Annotated in this window: 17 protein-coding genes and 1 tRNA gene; 7 read left to right on the top strand and 11 right to left on the bottom strand. The window is 31.9% G+C overall.

The features are described from left to right. Positions 1–48: 48 nt before the first annotated feature. Positions 49–1,317, bottom strand: a complete 1,269-nt coding sequence (locus ACEN2I_RS01760) for a hypothetical protein (RefSeq protein WP_441764398.1) — start codon at positions 1,315–1,317, stop codon at positions 49–51. 119 nt (positions 1,318–1,436) lie between these two features. Here ACEN2I_RS01760 and ACEN2I_RS01755 point away from each other — a divergent pair, with 119 nt between their 5' ends. Further along, positions 1,437–2,498, top strand: a complete 1,062-nt coding sequence (locus ACEN2I_RS01755; RefSeq protein ID WP_441764397.1) for an oxidoreductase — start codon at positions 1,437–1,439, stop codon at positions 2,496–2,498. 121 nt (positions 2,499–2,619) lie between these two features. On the opposite strand, the gene ACEN2I_RS01750 is transcribed toward ACEN2I_RS01755, so the two are convergent. The 5 genes from ACEN2I_RS01750 to ACEN2I_RS01730 all read right to left on the bottom strand — a co-directional run bounded on the left by ACEN2I_RS01750 (position 2,620) and on the right by ACEN2I_RS01730 (position 5,661). Beyond that, positions 2,620–3,078, bottom strand: coding sequence for a sensor of ECF-type sigma factor (locus tag ACEN2I_RS01750; protein ID WP_441764396.1), 459 nt, complete (start codon positions 3,076–3,078; stop codon positions 2,620–2,622). Positions 3,079–3,096: 18 nt separating this feature from the next. Further along, on the bottom strand, positions 3,097–3,507 hold the full coding sequence (locus tag ACEN2I_RS01745; RefSeq protein WP_441764395.1) for a hypothetical protein: 411 nt from the start codon (positions 3,505–3,507) through the stop codon (positions 3,097–3,099). Between the two features lie 31 nt (positions 3,508–3,538). Next, a complete protein-coding gene (locus ACEN2I_RS01740) occupies positions 3,539–4,081 on the bottom strand; it encodes an RNA polymerase sigma factor (RefSeq protein ID WP_441764394.1) in 543 nt (180 codons plus the stop codon). Between the two features lie 68 nt (positions 4,082–4,149). Beyond that, positions 4,150–5,286 (bottom strand): SRPBCC family protein, encoded by a 1,137-nt coding sequence (locus ACEN2I_RS01735; RefSeq protein ID WP_441764393.1) that lies wholly within the window; start codon positions 5,284–5,286, stop codon positions 4,150–4,152. Positions 5,287–5,472: 186 nt separating this feature from the next. Continuing rightward, entirely contained in the window at positions 5,473–5,661 is a 189-nt protein-coding gene (locus ACEN2I_RS01730) for a hypothetical protein (protein WP_223683155.1), read from the bottom strand. An 82-nt stretch (positions 5,662–5,743) separates the two neighbouring features. Between ACEN2I_RS01730 and ACEN2I_RS01725 the strand changes: the two genes are divergently transcribed. Continuing rightward, a complete protein-coding gene (locus tag ACEN2I_RS01725; protein WP_441764392.1) occupies positions 5,744–6,124 on the top strand; it encodes a hypothetical protein in 381 nt (126 codons plus the stop codon). Between the two features lie 59 nt (positions 6,125–6,183). Here the strand turns inward: ACEN2I_RS01725 and ACEN2I_RS01720 are convergent, their stop codons facing one another. Continuing rightward, entirely contained in the window at positions 6,184–7,254 is a 1,071-nt protein-coding gene (locus tag ACEN2I_RS01720; RefSeq protein ID WP_441764391.1) for a branched-chain amino acid aminotransferase, read from the bottom strand. 315 nt (positions 7,255–7,569) lie between these two features. On the opposite strand from ACEN2I_RS01720, the gene mnmD reads away from it, so the two are divergent. Beyond that, positions 7,570–8,229 (top strand): tRNA (5-methylaminomethyl-2-thiouridine)(34)-methyltransferase MnmD, encoded by a 660-nt coding sequence (mnmD, locus tag ACEN2I_RS01715; protein WP_441764390.1) that lies wholly within the window; start codon positions 7,570–7,572, stop codon positions 8,227–8,229. Between the two features lie 173 nt (positions 8,230–8,402). Further along, entirely contained in the window at positions 8,403–8,600 is a 198-nt protein-coding gene (locus tag ACEN2I_RS01710; protein WP_441764389.1) for a hypothetical protein, read from the top strand. A gap of 225 nt (positions 8,601–8,825) precedes the next feature. On the opposite strand, the gene ACEN2I_RS01705 is transcribed toward ACEN2I_RS01710, so the two are convergent. The 4 genes from ACEN2I_RS01705 to ACEN2I_RS01690 form a co-directional block, all read right to left on the bottom strand. Continuing rightward, positions 8,826–8,899: transfer RNA gene (locus ACEN2I_RS01705), tRNA-His, on the bottom strand. An 87-nt stretch (positions 8,900–8,986) separates the two neighbouring features. Then, complete coding sequence (gene bshB1, locus ACEN2I_RS01700) at positions 8,987–9,703, bottom strand: bacillithiol biosynthesis deacetylase BshB1 (protein WP_441764388.1); 717 nt, start codon at positions 9,701–9,703, stop codon at positions 8,987–8,989. Between the two features lie 66 nt (positions 9,704–9,769). Then, positions 9,770–10,864, bottom strand: coding sequence for a chorismate-binding protein (locus ACEN2I_RS01695; RefSeq protein ID WP_441764387.1), 1,095 nt, complete (start codon positions 10,862–10,864; stop codon positions 9,770–9,772). Positions 10,865–10,866: 2 nt separating this feature from the next. Then, positions 10,867–11,298, bottom strand: a complete 432-nt coding sequence (locus tag ACEN2I_RS01690) for a PaaI family thioesterase (RefSeq protein WP_441764386.1) — start codon at positions 11,296–11,298, stop codon at positions 10,867–10,869. A 126-nt stretch (positions 11,299–11,424) separates the two neighbouring features. Here ACEN2I_RS01690 and ACEN2I_RS01685 point away from each other — a divergent pair, with 126 nt between their 5' ends. From ACEN2I_RS01685 to ACEN2I_RS01675, 3 genes are all read left to right on the top strand, one after another. Further along, positions 11,425–12,939 (top strand): hypothetical protein, encoded by a 1,515-nt coding sequence (locus tag ACEN2I_RS01685; protein WP_441764385.1) that lies wholly within the window; start codon positions 11,425–11,427, stop codon positions 12,937–12,939. A 215-nt stretch (positions 12,940–13,154) separates the two neighbouring features. Beyond that, entirely contained in the window at positions 13,155–13,358 is a 204-nt protein-coding gene (locus tag ACEN2I_RS01680; RefSeq protein ID WP_441764384.1) for a hypothetical protein, read from the top strand. Between the two features lie 311 nt (positions 13,359–13,669). Then, complete coding sequence (locus ACEN2I_RS01675) at positions 13,670–15,517, top strand: endonuclease (RefSeq protein WP_441764383.1); 1,848 nt, start codon at positions 13,670–13,672, stop codon at positions 15,515–15,517. Positions 15,518–15,679: the final 162 nt, after the last annotated feature.

Genomic DNA, 15,679 nt, shown 5'->3' with positions numbered 1-15,679 from the left:
AATCTGGTGATTGTGCTTTTTTAAAAATTTTAAAATTTATTTTAGAGATTAACCTCTTCTTCCGCCTCCTCTGGATCCTGAAACACTTTCTCTTTGCGACTGTCCTCCTTTAGACTCCTGACTCACTCTTGGTGACTCAGAACGCTGCGTATTTTGAGGTCTTGCTGAGCTTGATCTGCTTTCTGAAGCTGATCTGTTTTGTGTATAATTTCCTGAAGATTGTACTCTGGGAGTTTCAGCTCTTTGAATTGAAGGCGCACTGTTTTGTGTATATCTTCTTGAAGGTTCATTTCCTGGAGATTCTACTCTTGATGTTGAAATGGATCTATTTCTACTAGTTCTGTTTTCTGAATTCACTCTTGATTCAGTTTTCTGAGTATTTTCAAACCTTCCAGAATTATTTTTATTTGGTCTGACTGCGTTATTATCTTTTCCCAAAGAAACTCTATTTGAGTTATAACTTCTGTTAGTTGTATTTCTATTTTCGGCATAATTCCTGTTTGCCGTTCTGTTTTCATTACCCGAAATCCTTGCTGAATTTGACCTGCCGTTATAACCATTTTGACTTCTTCCTGCTAAACGTCTTTGATCTAATTCATATCGGTTGTTAACATTTGCATGTCTTTGAGAAAAACTATAATTAGGATGCTGTCTTTCGTATCCATAAGAACGTCTTGTTTCGTATAGAACAGGAGCTCTATAACTTCTTCTGTAATTCACATAATTGTAATGATTGTTTACATTTATACAAATATTGATATTACTTCTATATCTGTAAATCGGATACGGTCTCCAGGCAACATAATATGTTGGATAAAAATTCCATGCCCATGTAGAGTAATAAGGTCTGTAGTTTGTTACCCAAAATGAAGTATAAATTACTGGGGCTACATTATAAACGGGTTCATAAATATAATTATCCCCATATAAATAACTGTTACCAACAACCTGAACAACTACTTTATTAGAATTATCTCTTTCAACATCAATAGTTGCAATATCCTGATATACATCACGATCAAGAACAGCCTGGATAATTACAACGTGAGTTCTGTCTTCTACGGTTTCGATAACACGTAAATAATCAACCTGCTCATCATTATTCAGGTCAAGATTTGAAATCTGATATTTAGGATCGTTTAATCTTCTTTCAAAATCCTGAAGATTAGCAGACTCTCCAAAAATAGAAGCAACAGCTCTTAAATCTAAATTATCGCTTATATCTGAGTTTTTTGCATATACTGTAGTTTGGCTTTGAACACTGCATGAAGTCAAACCTATGGCTAACATGGCTATTAAAAGTAATTTCGTTTTCATGGCAAATCATTTTAAGATTAATATTCTGAAGTATTCAATTACTGTGCCATAAAAAAAACAAAATATATATCATATATTATAAATAATTGTATTTTAGCGATAACTAAATCTCAACCTATATGAAAAAAACAATATTATTTTGTGGTCTTTTTATTTTATTTATATCCTTTAAGCCATTGAATTATAGCGCTAAAAAAACTTCTTATAGTGGTTTTACATCAATGCAGACAGATACCTTATTTGAGGATAAAATTAGTATCAGAGCCATTACAATTGACAAAAATAAAGTTTGGTACGGTGCAGATAATTCTCGTTTTGGATACTATGATTTGGATAAAAACGAGAAATTCGAAGAGCATATTTATCGTGACACCTTGAAACTAGAGTTTAGAAGCATTGCCCAAACTTCTAAACATATTTTCTTATTAAGTGTCGGCAATCCTGCATTACTTTATTCAGTTTCTAAGAAAACAAACAAAGTAAAATTAGTTTATAAAGAAATCAATGAGAGAGTTTTTTATGATAGTATGCAATTTTGGAATGACAAAGAAGGTATTGCCATTGGCGATCCGACAGAAGATACTTTTTCAGTCATTATAACCCGCGACGGAGGAGAAACCTGGACAAAAGTATTATCATACAAATTACCAACAAATGCTCAGGGTGAGACTGCTTTTGCAGCCAGTAATTCAAATATAGTTATAAAAGGTGATGATACCTGGCTGGTTTCCGGAGGAAAAAAATCACGCGTTTTTTATTCTGAAGATAAAGGTAAAACCTGGAAAGTAATTGACACTCCTATTGTTCAGGGAAAAACTATGACAGGAATTTTTACTGCTGACTTTTACGATTCGAAACACGGATTTATTGCCGGCGGGGATTACGAACTTCCAAACATAAAAACAGACAATAAAGCCTTTACAGAAGATGGCGGAAAAACATGGCAATTAATAGGACAGGGAATGGGTTTTGGATATGCTTCATGTATACAGTATGTTCCAGGAGGAAACGGTAAAGAATTAGTCTGTGTTGGTTCTGAAGGGATCCAGTATTCTCAAAATGGCGGTGAAAACTGGACACAATTATCTACAGATTCTAAATTTTTTACGATTCGTTTTGTCAATAAAAATACAGCAATTGCAGCTGGCTACAACAAAGTTGTCAGACTTCGCTTTAAATAATAAAAATAACAAGACCCCTAAATAATAAAGTAAGTATTATTATACAGGGGTCTTATCGCTGTTGTTCTTGTGGTATTATTGCCTTGTGGTATTTGAGCTATTATATTTGCTATAAAACTTCTTAATTTTTAGAGGCTTTTTCCTTATATTGTTTTAACAATTTTCGGTATAAATCATCCTCAGATTTCTTCAGTTTTAGTATTTTTTTTGCTGATAGTACTTTTTTAAGATTAGCCATATATTTTTCTTTCAGAATAAACAATTCTTTATCCGTACTTTCAATTTGCGACAAAAGTGTAGCAGCCTCTTTTTCTGAAATTGAATTAATATTATCATCATTCAATTTGCTCAAATACGTTTTCATTTTACTATGACGTAATTCAAATTGCTTATCGTCAAAAGTATTATAAATTGGCCAGAATTTCTCAGCCTCTGTTGAAGTAAGCTCCAATTCTGTTGTTAAAAAAGAAACTTTGAAAGCTTTAATTTTTTCACGTTTTTCATCAATTCTATCATTTTGTCCATAAAACGATAAACTAAGTAAAAAAAGTAATAGTGGTAGTATATTTTTGATTTTCATCTTTATTGTTTTTAATTTTTATTCTGAAATTAAATTTTCAATATTTGGATTTGAAGACAAAACATCTTCAAGGGTTTCCTGTTCAAGCACAACATTTTTATTGATTGCTTCAATATCTTTAGTGTCTAATTCACGAATCAAATCATATTGATTTATATTAGACTGATACGATAAATACGTTTCTAAAGCAGCCTCGTCAAGTTCTTTCCCTTTATTATAATTATTTACTATAGGAATCATCAATGCAATAACAACTACTGCAGCAACAAGCATTGCAATAACCTTTTTACGATTGTAAATTGGAATCACCTTCACATCTCTTTCATTAATTTGCAGTAAAACTTTTGTCGAAAAATCATCAAAATAATGATCCGGAGTTTTAAATCCGGTTTTTACCTTAGGCTCGTTTTCTAATTTAAATGTTTTCATACTATATTAGATATGTTTTATAACAAAAGGTTTAATTTGATGTAACATATAATTCGATTTTTTTAACAGCATGATGATAAGAAGCCTTCAATGCTCCTATTGAAGTTCCAAGAATTTCGGAGATTTCTTCATATTTCAATTCTTCAAAATACTTCATTTTAAATACTAATTGTTGTTTCTCCGGCAATGTAACAATCGCTTTTTGAAGCTTTATCTGAATTTCATCACCGTCAAAATAAGTGTCCGCCTTCAAATTATCAATAGTCTTATTCTGTAACGCTTCTGATGTCAAGCCATTTAATTTAGCCTTCTGACTCAAAAAAGTCAGTGCTTCATTGGTTGCAATACGATACATCCATGAAAAAAGCTTGCTTTCGCCTTTAAAATTTTTTAAATATTGAAATACTTTTATAAAGGTATTCTGTAACACATCATCAGCATCATCATGATTCAAAACAATATTCCGAATATGAGAATACAATGGCTTTTGATATTCTGACAAGAGTAATTGAAACGCAGCATTTTGCGTTTTAGAATTTAACAATTGCGCTATAAATTCCTTCTCGTTTGTCAAGTTTTTAATTTATCTTGTTTGTTAGAATGAATTTATTACAAAAGGTTTAATCTGATTATTATTATTATTTAAAATTCAGATTCTTCTTCCGAAGTTACTTTAGGAACAGTAGTTTCTGAAGGTTTTTTAGCAACTGGTTCAGGCACTACTGGTTTATATACAGGAACCGTAACAACAGGTATAACTTTAGGTACAATAGGAAAATAAATTTCTGTTACCAATTTGGAAGAACTTTTAACATCTAATTTACCTACTGTTAAAATTTCAAGATGTGACCAACTTAAATCAGAAACAATTTTTTCAGTATTAATAAAAGCTATTGTTTTTGAAATAGCCTCATTATTATGCAAATAATCTCCTTTTAAAGTAGTCTTTACAGCATCAAAGCTATTTAATTTTCCGGACAAAATATCACTTCCTGAACTTATTGAAATTTCCTTATTTATTGGCAAACATATTGAAATTTTCGCCAAATTTGTTTTTGTATCATAAGTGTGATAAATAATAAAAGGTTTTCCGTTTGTATATAAATTATTTGTTTTGCTAAACTCAATCAATTTCGGAATAACAATTCTCGCATTTTTATTTACTTTTTGAATTTCACTTGTAAATGTCTGTTTAATGTAAAAAGTCTCCGTTTTTTTGACAACACCATTTACTTTTATAGCATAAGTTTTCGTTTCATAATACAAATTCTTATCAATGTTGGCAAGCGTTTTTTCATATATAGTTCCTATTATTTTATCGAAACCACCATTCAAAACAGTGTAAATTTTAAACAAAAAACTCATTTCACCTTTTGCTTTCCAGGTAACTTTTGTCTTACCATTGAGTGTATCCTTAAAAACCCAATTAACGTCAGCATGAGTTCCTTCAAAATTCATTTTTTGATGAATACTTTCCCCTTCCTGAACCTTTAATGTTATTCCATTTCCTTTTCCCTCACTTCCTTCCCAGGAAAAAGAAGCTCCATTTCCTGTTGTTTTTGCAGGAAATGACATTTTTATTGTTGGATCCTCAACTGCCCAGGATTCAAAATCTTCAAAATTTCTAAAATCATTTACATAATTATACACGGTTCCTCTTGGAGAATTAATCACTTTGCTTCGTTCTACTGTAAAAACGCCTTTTTGCGTGGCTACAAAAACAGTTAAAGCAACAAAACTTAATAAAAGTAAAAGAAATAAATATTTTAAGATTTTCATTGTGTAGGTTGTTTGGTGTCGTAAAGTTATAAATTATTTACTATCTTATGAATAACAAAAAAGCAAAAATGCTTCTTTTCAATTATGTTATACTCAAAAAAACATAACAAAACGATTTTTGAAAGTCTAAAGGGTAAATTTTATTCCATATTTTATATTCTTAAACATAGAAATAAATTTCCGCTCTTACCTTTTAAAAAAGAATTTTATCAAAAATAAAATAACAATAAAAAGTAAGAAACCAATTAATACCTTGTAATTTCCTTTATAGAAAATTTTGTGTAGAGCAAGATCTTTTCGGTAAGCAAAAATCATTACGATTACAAATGCAATAAAAAAACAGACTGCGAATATTAATTGTCCCTGACTAAACATAGTTGATAATTATTTTTGACAAATTTAGAGAATTGTATATGAATAGTTGCTAATTTGGCACTCCATTTAATCAAATAAAAAAATGAAGAAACAAATCGATGCAGTAAAAGAATTCCACACTGCTTTTAAAATAGGCCACAGCGAAACTCCCCTTGCAGACTTAGGAGAAACCAAAAAAAACCTTCGTTATAATTTAATGAAAGAAGAAAATGAAGAATATCTTGAAGCAGTACAAAACAATGATTTGGTTGAAATTGCTGATGCTCTTGGAGATATGATGTATATCTTGTGCGGAACGATTATTGAGCACGGTTTACAGGACAAAATAGAAGCTGTTTTTGATGAAATCCAACGAAGTAACATGAGCAAATTAGGTGAAGACGGACAACCTATTTATCGTGAAGACGGAAAAGTAATGAAAGGACCTAATTATTTTAAACCTGATTTTTCTAAACTATTATAAAAACAAAACCCGACAGGATTTTAAAAACTGTCGGGTTAGTATTTTAAACTAATTTTGGATTATTGAACTTTAACGGTCCATCCAAAAGTATCTTCAGCAAGTTTGTTTTGAAGATTTGTTAGTTTTTCTTTTAAAAGAGATGCATATGAATTCTCGATTGGTGCCATTTCGTAATAAACATCCTGATAAGAGAATCCTTTAATAACACTTATAACAGCAGCTGTACCAGCACCAAAGATTTCTTTTAAAGATCCGTTTTTAGCAGCCTCTACCAGTTCTGAAACAATAACAGGACGAACTTCAACATTTAAGCCTTCTTTCTCAGCCATTGCAATTAAACTTTTTCTGGTAACACCATCTAAAATTCTTTCACTTGTTGGAGCAGTCAGCAATGTATCATTAATTCTAAAGAAAACATTCATTGTTCCGGCTTCTTCAAGCTTAGTATGTGTTGCATCATCAGTCCAGATTACCTGCTGGAAACCATCTTTATTTGCCAGATTTGTTGGATAAAACTGTGCAGCATAATTCCCTGCTGCTTTAGCAGCACCAATTCCACCATTAGCAGCTCTGCTGTAATGCTCGGCAATAATTACTTTTACTTCACCGGCATAATAAGATTGTGCAGGAGAAAGTAAAATCATGAATTTATATTCATCCGACGGATTTGCAACAACTCCGGGTCCTGTAGCAATCATAAAAGGACGAATATACATACTGCTTCCGTTTCCTTTCTTAATCCACTCTTTATCTAATTTCAATAGTTCATTCAAACCATCCATAAATACAGCTTCAGGCACTTCTGGCATCGCCATACGAACTGCCGAGTTATTAAAACGTTTGTAGTTTTCATCAGGCCTGAACAACCAAACATCATTGTTATCATCTTTATAAGCTTTCATACCCTCAAAAATTGCTTGACCATAATGAAAGACTTTTGAAGAAGGATCCATTAAAATTGGAGCATAAGGCTTAATGACCGGTGCCTGCCACTCTCCATTTTTAAAATCGCATTCAAATAAATGGTCTGTAAAAACAGCACCAAAGCTTAAGTTTTCAAAGTCTACTCCGCTTATTTTTGACGAAGTCGCTTTTATGATTTCAATTTTGCTTGTTTGAGTTGTACTCATAATAATGTAAGTGTAAGTTTTACGTAATTTTTAATCTACAAGAAAAAAATACCTAAAGTGATGATATGATATAAAATAGAATTTATTGAATGCAAAATTAAATAAATTTATATAATTTACTTATCAAAAAAACATTATTTACCACGTTTAACTGAGATTTATTTATTTTATAATAAACCTAAAAATTTAACTGGTTTTTATAAGGATTTTATGAAAAAACCTTATTTTTTTAAGGCTTTACGCATTAGTTTTGATTAAATTTGACTTGTTACATATACAACAAGTATTGAAATCGCATTGTAAAGTTCAAAATTGATGGAAAGAGAAATAATTAAAACGCTGGATGGCTCAACTACAATTCATTTAAAAGAATGGGATGAATGTTATCATTCAAAACACGGTGCAATACAGGAAGCTAAGCATGTATTTATAGAAAATGGGCTTTCCCTTTTTGAAGACAGATCCATAAATATTCTGGAAATAGGTTTTGGAACCGGCTTAAATGCTTTTATAACTTTTTTGGATTCAAATCAAAAAAAACAAATTATCAATTACACAGGTGTAGAAGCCTATCCCGTTAATATTGTTGAAGTTGCAGCCATGAATTATGTATCAGAGCTTGAAGCAGACCAATTTGATGCCATTTTTCAGACCATGCATGAATGCGAGTGGAATTTAAAAACTGAAATAAGTTCTACTTTTTCGTTAACCAAAAGAAAACAATTTTTTGATGAAATAGACGATTTTGAAACTTTTGATTTGATTTACTTTGACGCCTTTGGATACAGGGTTCAACCTGAGTTGTGGAGCACAGCAATTTTCGAGAAAATGTACAATAGTTTAAAACCAAATGGCGTTTTAGTAACTTATGCTGCTCGGGGAGTTGTTAAAAGAAGTATGATTGAAGTTGGATTTACAGTTGAAAAATTACCTGGTCCGCCGGGAAAAAGAGAAATGTTTAGAGCTGTAAAATAATTCACACAAATACAATATAGAATAATTCTATATTGACTTATATTCATTAAGAAAACGTATTCGTTACTACTATTTTTAAAAAAATAAGTTAAAAATGTATTTTATATGTGATATTTATTTAAATTTGGCTTGAGTTTAAAAATAGAGATAACCCCCCAAAATCTTATTTTATTATGTCAAAAATGATGTTTGATTACACGAAATCAATACTCGAAAGAGTAAGTTTCGATCCGGTGCTTTTTTACAAAGAATTAGAAAAAGCCATTAGAACACTGTTACCTTACGAAATGGAACAACTACAAGAATGGTTATTACACTTTATAGTCGAAAAACCTGAATTAAAAGAATGTTTGTTATTAGTTAAAGTATAAAAAGAAGAAGACTGTCTAAAAAAAGATAGTCTTTTTTTTTATTTGGTAAAGCTATTTTTTTACAAATTTAGAGGACGTTTTCGTATTGATCCCAAATCACTCTTACCATTAAAGAAATCTCAATATAATAGGAAAGCAAATTGTTTCTTTAAAATTATGGAGTTTATATCAATCAATTATACCCACAAAAAAAGCCCTGAATTTCTTCAAGGCTTTAAATTTCTGGGTGGCTGACCGGGTTCGAACCGGCGACCCGCGGCACCACAAACCGCTACTCTAACCAACTGAGCTACAACCACCATTTTTCTAAGCTTTCGCTTAGCGGTTGCAAATATATAACAAAGGATTACTTCTACAAAGAAAAAATTAAAAAAAAATCTATCTTTTTATATCAAATCATCTAAGCTATTGACAGCCAAACATCTTTCTACAGTAAAACCTTCAGCAAAATCTTTGCCAACCAGCCTTCCCAGATCCTGTGCCCTGTAATTTAAACTTTCTAAAAAGTTTTTACTTGTAATTGGTGTTACAGGCTCTTTAGAATTTGGATCATAAAATTGCGTTTTATAAGCCAAAATTGCTTCAACTTTCTTTTCTTCAAACCCAGTAATATCAACAACAAAATCAGGTTGTAGATTTTTCCACTGAATATAATGGTATACTACTTTTGGTCTCCAGGCTTCTTGCTTTTCTCCATCAATGAAAGTTTCAATTTTAATTAGTCCTGACAAAAAACAAGAGTCTGAGACTAATTTACTTCCTTTTCCGTGATCAATATGGCGGTCATCAATAGCATTACATAAGACAGTTTCTGGCTTATATTTTCGAATCATTTTAATAACTTCTAACTGATGTTTTTCGTCATTCATAAAAAACCCATCACGCATAGCTAAATTTTCACGAACAGAAACACCTAAAATTTTAGCCGCATCTTTGGCTTCTTCATCTCTGGTTTCAGCTGTACCGCGTGTTCCTAATTCGCCACGGGTTAAATCAACGATTCCAACTTTCTTCCCCAGAGAAACTTCTTTTAAAATGGTTCCTGCACAACCTAATTCTACATCATCGGGATGTGCACCAAAAGCTAATATGTCTAATTTCATAATTATTAATTTCAATTTTAAAAAATCAACTTCAATTTCAATTTTGAAAAATTAAAATTGATTTTTTCATCTATATTCTTTATTATATTCCCTATTCTCTATTCTCAAAACTCTTTTCATTGTCATTGATTTGTTGACGCTTTCCTCCCACTCCTTTTCAGGAATACTTTCCTTTGTAATTCCGCAGCCCATGTACAAAATTGCTTTATTTCCCTGAATCTGCATACTTCGTAAATTTACAAATAAATCAGAGCTTATACAATCATTTGCAAAACTGCTATTAAGTTCACCAAGAAAACCTGTATAAAAAGTTCTGTCATAATTTTCGTTTCCCAAAATAAATACTTTTGCTTTTTTCTTTGGTAAACCACAAACTGCTGGTGTTGGATGAAGCGTATCGATTACTTCCTCCAAAGTAGAATTTTCATTCGAAATTCCCGAAATATCAGTTTTTATATGCCAGATTGATCCTGCTTTCACACTATAAGGTTCTGTAACTACAACTGAATTTGCAACTTCTCTTAATCGCTTTACAATAAAGTCGGTTACATATTGCTGTTCGTCTTTTTCTTTTTGTCCCCAACTAATTTCGGTTTCCAAATTTGCCTTTTGTGTTCCTGCTAAAGCAGTTGTTTCAAAAACGTTTTCATTGGCTTTCAATAGCTGTTCGGGTGTTGCGCCCATCCAGAGTCCTATTTTTGGATGAAAAAAACAATATGCAAAAGTCGACGGATATAAATGAATCAATCGTTGGAAAGTGACAATAAAGTCAAAATTAACTAAATCAACAGATTCACTTCTGGACAAAACTACTTTTTTGAATTCGTCGTTTTGAATCGCTTCTATTCCTTTTAAAACCAAATCTTCGTACTGCTTTTTGGCTGTGAGATCCAAATTTACTTCATCAATTTCAAAAGCATTAAAAGGTAGTTCCGTCTGTTTTGCACTAATAATTTTAGATTGCTTTTCCGGAATCAAAATCAATTGCTTTTCATCAAATGAAGCAAAAACAAAACCTTTTTCGCTATAATCCGATACTCTATATAACTTATCATTTTGCTGTAAAAAAGCAAAAATACTATTAGAATCAGGTTTTGAATAGATAACAAAAGGCAAATTTTGTGCCTGGTGTTTTCTTACACTAGAAAAAAAGTCATTCATTATTATTCGCTTATCTTTTTTTCTAAAACCATATTCGTCAGCTTGCAAAGCGAAATCAGATTTCCGGCTTCATCTGTAATTTTAATTTCCCAAAGATGAACACTTCTGCCTTTATGAATAATACGTGCAGTTCCAAAAACCATTCCATCGCGAATACTCTTCAAATGATTTGCTGAAATTTCTATTCCTCGTACCTCTTGCTCTTTAGAATTGATAAAAAAATGCGATGCAGCGCTGCCAACACTTTCAGCCAGAGCAACTGAAGCACCTCCGTGCAGTAATCCCATTGGCTGATGAACAGAAGGATTTACAGGCATTTTGGCAACTAAAAAATCTTCACCCGCATCAATATATTCTATTTTTAGCGTTTCCATCAATGTGTTTTTTGAAAACTCATTGCAATACGCTATAATTTGCTCTTTTGTATAATTCATTAAAATCAGCTTTAAAATCGTAAAATTAAAGAAAAGATAAGATACAAATCAGAAAAAGCAATTCTAAAATTCAAAATCAACTGTTAACATATAAGATTTTTGTTATTTTTACAAAAAAACTACTCCATGCGTCATTGTTTTGTACTCTTTATCTTCGGAATACTTTTAGCTGCCAGTTCATGTAGAACTGATTTTGATACTGTTGCGAGTACCGGAAATTTAAAATTCTCAAAAGATACTGTATATTTAGATACTGTTTTTAAAAATATTGGCTCCAGCACATACAATCTAAAAGTATACAACCGCAGTAAGGAGGATATTAATATTCCAACCATTCAACTTAAGAACGCATTAAATTCAAAATACAGAATGACTGTTGACGGAATGAATGGTAATAGTGGCAAAGCTTTTAACAACGTTACACTCTTAGCCAAAGACAGTTTGTATATTTTTATTGAAACCACAGCAGATATTACAGATGCTAATACGACTGATTTTTTATACACAGATGAAATTCAGTTTGACAGTGGTGCAAATCTTCAAAAAGTGGCTCTTGTTACTTTAATTCAGGATGCCGTTTTTTTATATCCAAAGCAAAATCAGGATGGATCTAAAGAAAAAATTCAGATTGACGGCAAAGATATTGATGGGTTTTATCTCAATGAAAATGATGAAACAAATGGAAATGAGTTGTTTTTTACAGAACAAAAACCTTATGTGATTTATGGATATGCCGGAGTTCCTGAAAATAAAACCGTGACTTTTGAAGCCGGTTCAAGAGTTCATTTTCATGCCAATTCAGGTCTTTTTGTTACTAAAAATGCTTCTCTGCAAATTAACGGAAGTGCCTCAGCAACTGCAAAACTTGAAAATGAAGTTGTTTTTGAAGGAGATCGTTTAGAACCCGAATTTTCGGATGTTCCGGGGCAATGGGGTTCAGTTATTTTAGCAAAAGAAAGCACCAGCCATTCCATTAATCATTTGACTTTAAAAAACGCTACGATCGGTTTGTCAGTTCAGGGTCAGGATAAATCAACAATCCAATTAAAAAACGCTCAGATTTACAATTGTTCTAATTATGGAATTTTGGCTGAAAATGCTCGTATCGACGGAGAAAACATCGTTATCAATTACGCCGGTCTAGCAAGTTTATCTTGTGTTTACGGAGGCAATTACAAATTTACACACTGTACTTTTAACAACAATTGGTCCGGAGGTCAACAATATGCCGTTAACCTCAGTAATAGCAAAACCGGAGCAACTCCTGAAACGAATGATTTGAGTGAGGCCACTTTTAACAATTGTATTATTTACGGTTCAAATACAAATGAATTCAATTTAAATAAAAACACAAATGCTGGTTTTGTCTATCAACTGAACAATTGTTTGTTGAAATTCAGCACAACAAGTTCTAATCCTGATTATCAATTTGGTACTGACACAGCACATTACAATCAAATTATTTTAAACGAAAACCCAAAGTTTTATAATGTTTCTCAGAATAAATTCAACATTGACATCAGTTCTTCCGCTTTCGCGAAAGGAAACCAGACTTATATCATTCCATTAGATATTATTGAAAACTCCAGAACTTCTCCACCTGATTTGGGGGCTTATCAGAGTAAAGACTTTCCTAAATAAAAGTTTTACCATGAAGATGGTGGTAAGTTTGAAATAATATATTAAATGAAGTAAAGTATTCTAACACTAATCTGCTTATCATTCTGCACCAGCTCATTTCGTCAAAAAGAAAATATTATAAAATGTGATTCTATTTATAAAGGCAAAGGAATCTCTTTAAACTAATCTCATTTAACGAAGGAAAAGATGATTATAATGAGGATAAAAACTGCACTATGATCATTAATCAAAAACGCAAAAATAAAAATTCAGTTTTAGCAAAAGATTGCATTTTTAGCAGTGTTCAACAAATTGAATTTCAAGACTTAAATAATCATAAAATTAAAGACATATTAGTTCAAAATATTTTTGATGTAAGAATAATTGGTCGTACAATTTATATTTATACAATGCCAAAAAAAACAGTTTCAATGAAGTAATTGGTTTTGACGATATAAAAAATCCAAGTCACAAGTCTACAATTATAATATTGAGATAATTGACCATGGTAGTTCCAAATCTGAAAAAGAATACAGAAAAGCCATAAAAAAAGATTTCAGAAAAAAAATAAAACTTCACTTCTTCTCGACTTTTCTGGATTTTTTTCTCAAAAAAACACGCGTAAGAAAATATATCCAAAAATAAACATTAGTTAACTCAGCGTGTTCTTAAAAGTAGTAATTTTGATACAAATAATAAATTAAAATACTCTTAATCAATTTATTAAACAACCTAATCTAAAACTATTTTTATGAAAAAATGCTACTCTTTTTTCTTATTACTCGTTATTACAGCAAGTTTTGCTCAAATTCCGAGTGGGTATTACAATACTGCAACTGGAACAGGCTATACCTTAAAGACCCAATTGTACAACATCATTAAAGGTCATACTGATAAAGGGTATGCCGGTTTGTACACTACCTATCAAACTTCTGACGTTGATAATTTTTATGAAAATGACGGAACCATTTTAGATATGTATTCCGAAAATCCAACAGGAACAGATCCTTATAATTACAGTACAGCAAGCACACAACGATGTGGTAATTATTCTGTTGAAGGTGACTGTTATAATAGAGAGCACATTATTCCGCAATCCGTTTTTAATGAACAGTCTCCAATGGTAGCTGATGCACATTTTATTACACCAACTGATGGGAAAGTAAACGGAATACGTTCTAATTATCCTCACGGAACGGTAAATTCTGTAACTTATATTTCTCAAAACGGAAGTAAACTAGGATCAAGTTCTGTATCCGGATATTCAGGAACTGTTTTTGAGCCCGTAAATGCTTTTAAAGGTGATATTGCCAGAATGTATTTTTATTTTGCAACCCGTTATGAAAATACGGTCGCTGGGTACTCTTATCCTATGTTTGATGGTTCCAGCAACAAAGTATTTACTGCCGCATTCTTAAGTATGCTATTAGCATGGAATGCGCAGGATCCTGTAAGTGCACGAGAAATTGCGAGAAACAATGCTATTTATGCACGCCAAAATAATAGAAATCCTTACATTGATCATCCGGAATATGTAAATCAAATTTGGGGCGGTACATCTTCCGGAGATACTCAGGCTCCAACTGCTCCAACGAGTTTGGTATCAACATCAAAAACAGCAACTTCACTTACAATTTCCTGGACTGCGTCTACAGATAATATTGCCGTAACAGGCTATGACGTTTATGCAAACAGCGTTTTAAAAACAACTGTTTCAGGAGTAACAGCCACTATAACTGGTTTAACAGCTTCAACCAGTTATTCTGTTTATGTAAAAGCCAGAGATGCAGCAGGGAACGCTTCTGCTTCAAGCAGTACGATTGCCGTAACGACCAACAGCAGTGGTACAGCAACAGCTACAGATTTACTTTTCTCTGAATATATTGAAGGTTCAGGAAATAATAAAGCTTTGGAAATTGCAAACAACACGGGAAGCTCTGTTAGTTTATCAACTTATACGATTAAAAAACAAACCAACGGTGCCGGAGCATGGAGTACAGGTTTAGCTTTAAGCGGAACATTAACAAACGGAAGTAAATTTGTTATTGTAAACAGTTCTATTTCTGCAACTTGTTTTTCTACAAACGCTGCGAATATTTCTACTTCTGGAACAGAGTTGATGTTTAACGGAAATGATGCTGTAGGTTTATTTAAAAACGGAGTTTTAATTGACATCATCGGAACGTTTAATGGCGGAACTGCAAACTTTGCTGTCGATGTTACTTTAAGAAGAAAATCAACTGTAACTTCTCCTTATACAACTTTCAATTTAAGTGCTCAATGGGATTCTTACTCCACTGATACCTGCAACAATCTGGCAAGTAAAATGGCACAACCTATTGAAGAGGATGAGATTGTTGCTCTTTCAGAGGAAATTATCATTTATCCGAATCCATCTGATGGAAACTTCTATGTTGGATTAAACAATTTAGACTCTCCTTATTCGATAGAAATTTTATCATTTACAGGTCAAATAGTTTTTGCAAAAGAAAACGTTGTTGACACTTCCGTTTCAGTAAGCCATCTTTCAAGCGGCATTTATTTGGTAAAAATTGTAAAAGATTCGAAAACTATGATCAAAAAAATAATTATCAACTAGTTAAATCACATCTTACTTTATTTAAAAACTGACTTACTCAATATGAAGCCTTTTTATTCAAATCTAAAATAACACTTCTTGGCAAGTAAAATCATGGATCAAAAATGCGAAATATACGATAAAATAAACCCCGCAAAATTGCATTATGGATAAAATCATGAA

Source organism: Flavobacterium sp. W22_SRS_FK3 (assembly GCF_052113665.1).
GTDB lineage: Bacteria > Bacteroidota > Bacteroidia > Flavobacteriales > Flavobacteriaceae > Flavobacterium.
Note: the sequence above shows the minus strand (reverse complement) of the source record. Positions and strands in the feature narration are given on the sequence as shown.

Coding starts and splice junctions, on each gene's coding strand:
- ACEN2I_RS01695 (WP_441764387.1), bottom strand. CDS start 10,864: ATGAATGACTTTTTTTCTAGTGTAAGAAAACACCAGGCACAAAATTTG.
- ACEN2I_RS01730 (WP_223683155.1), bottom strand. CDS start 5,661: ATGTTTAGTCAGGGACAATTAATATTCGCAGTCTGTTTTTTTATTGCA.
- ACEN2I_RS01685 (WP_441764385.1), top strand. CDS start 11,425: ATGCGTCATTGTTTTGTACTCTTTATCTTCGGAATACTTTTAGCTGCC.
- ACEN2I_RS01720 (WP_441764391.1), bottom strand. CDS start 7,254: ATGAGTACAACTCAAACAAGCAAAATTGAAATCATAAAAGCGACTTCG.
- ACEN2I_RS01675 (WP_441764383.1), top strand. CDS start 13,670: ATGAAAAAATGCTACTCTTTTTTCTTATTACTCGTTATTACAGCAAGT.
- ACEN2I_RS01760 (WP_441764398.1), bottom strand. CDS start 1,317: ATGAAAACGAAATTACTTTTAATAGCCATGTTAGCCATAGGTTTGACT.
- ACEN2I_RS01710 (WP_441764389.1), top strand. CDS start 8,403: ATGTCAAAAATGATGTTTGATTACACGAAATCAATACTCGAAAGAGTA.
- ACEN2I_RS01680 (WP_441764384.1), top strand. CDS start 13,155: ATGATCATTAATCAAAAACGCAAAAATAAAAATTCAGTTTTAGCAAAA.
- mnmD (WP_441764390.1), top strand. CDS start 7,570: ATGGAAAGAGAAATAATTAAAACGCTGGATGGCTCAACTACAATTCAT.
- ACEN2I_RS01725 (WP_441764392.1), top strand. CDS start 5,744: ATGAAGAAACAAATCGATGCAGTAAAAGAATTCCACACTGCTTTTAAA.
- ACEN2I_RS01755 (WP_441764397.1), top strand. CDS start 1,437: ATGAAAAAAACAATATTATTTTGTGGTCTTTTTATTTTATTTATATCC.
- ACEN2I_RS01750 (WP_441764396.1), bottom strand. CDS start 3,078: ATGAAAATCAAAAATATACTACCACTATTACTTTTTTTACTTAGTTTA.
- ACEN2I_RS01745 (WP_441764395.1), bottom strand. CDS start 3,507: ATGAAAACATTTAAATTAGAAAACGAGCCTAAGGTAAAAACCGGATTT.
- bshB1 (WP_441764388.1), bottom strand. CDS start 9,703: ATGAAATTAGACATATTAGCTTTTGGTGCACATCCCGATGATGTAGAA.
- ACEN2I_RS01735 (WP_441764393.1), bottom strand. CDS start 5,286: ATGAAAATCTTAAAATATTTATTTCTTTTACTTTTATTAAGTTTTGTT.
- ACEN2I_RS01690 (WP_441764386.1), bottom strand. CDS start 11,298: ATGAATTATACAAAAGAGCAAATTATAGCGTATTGCAATGAGTTTTCA.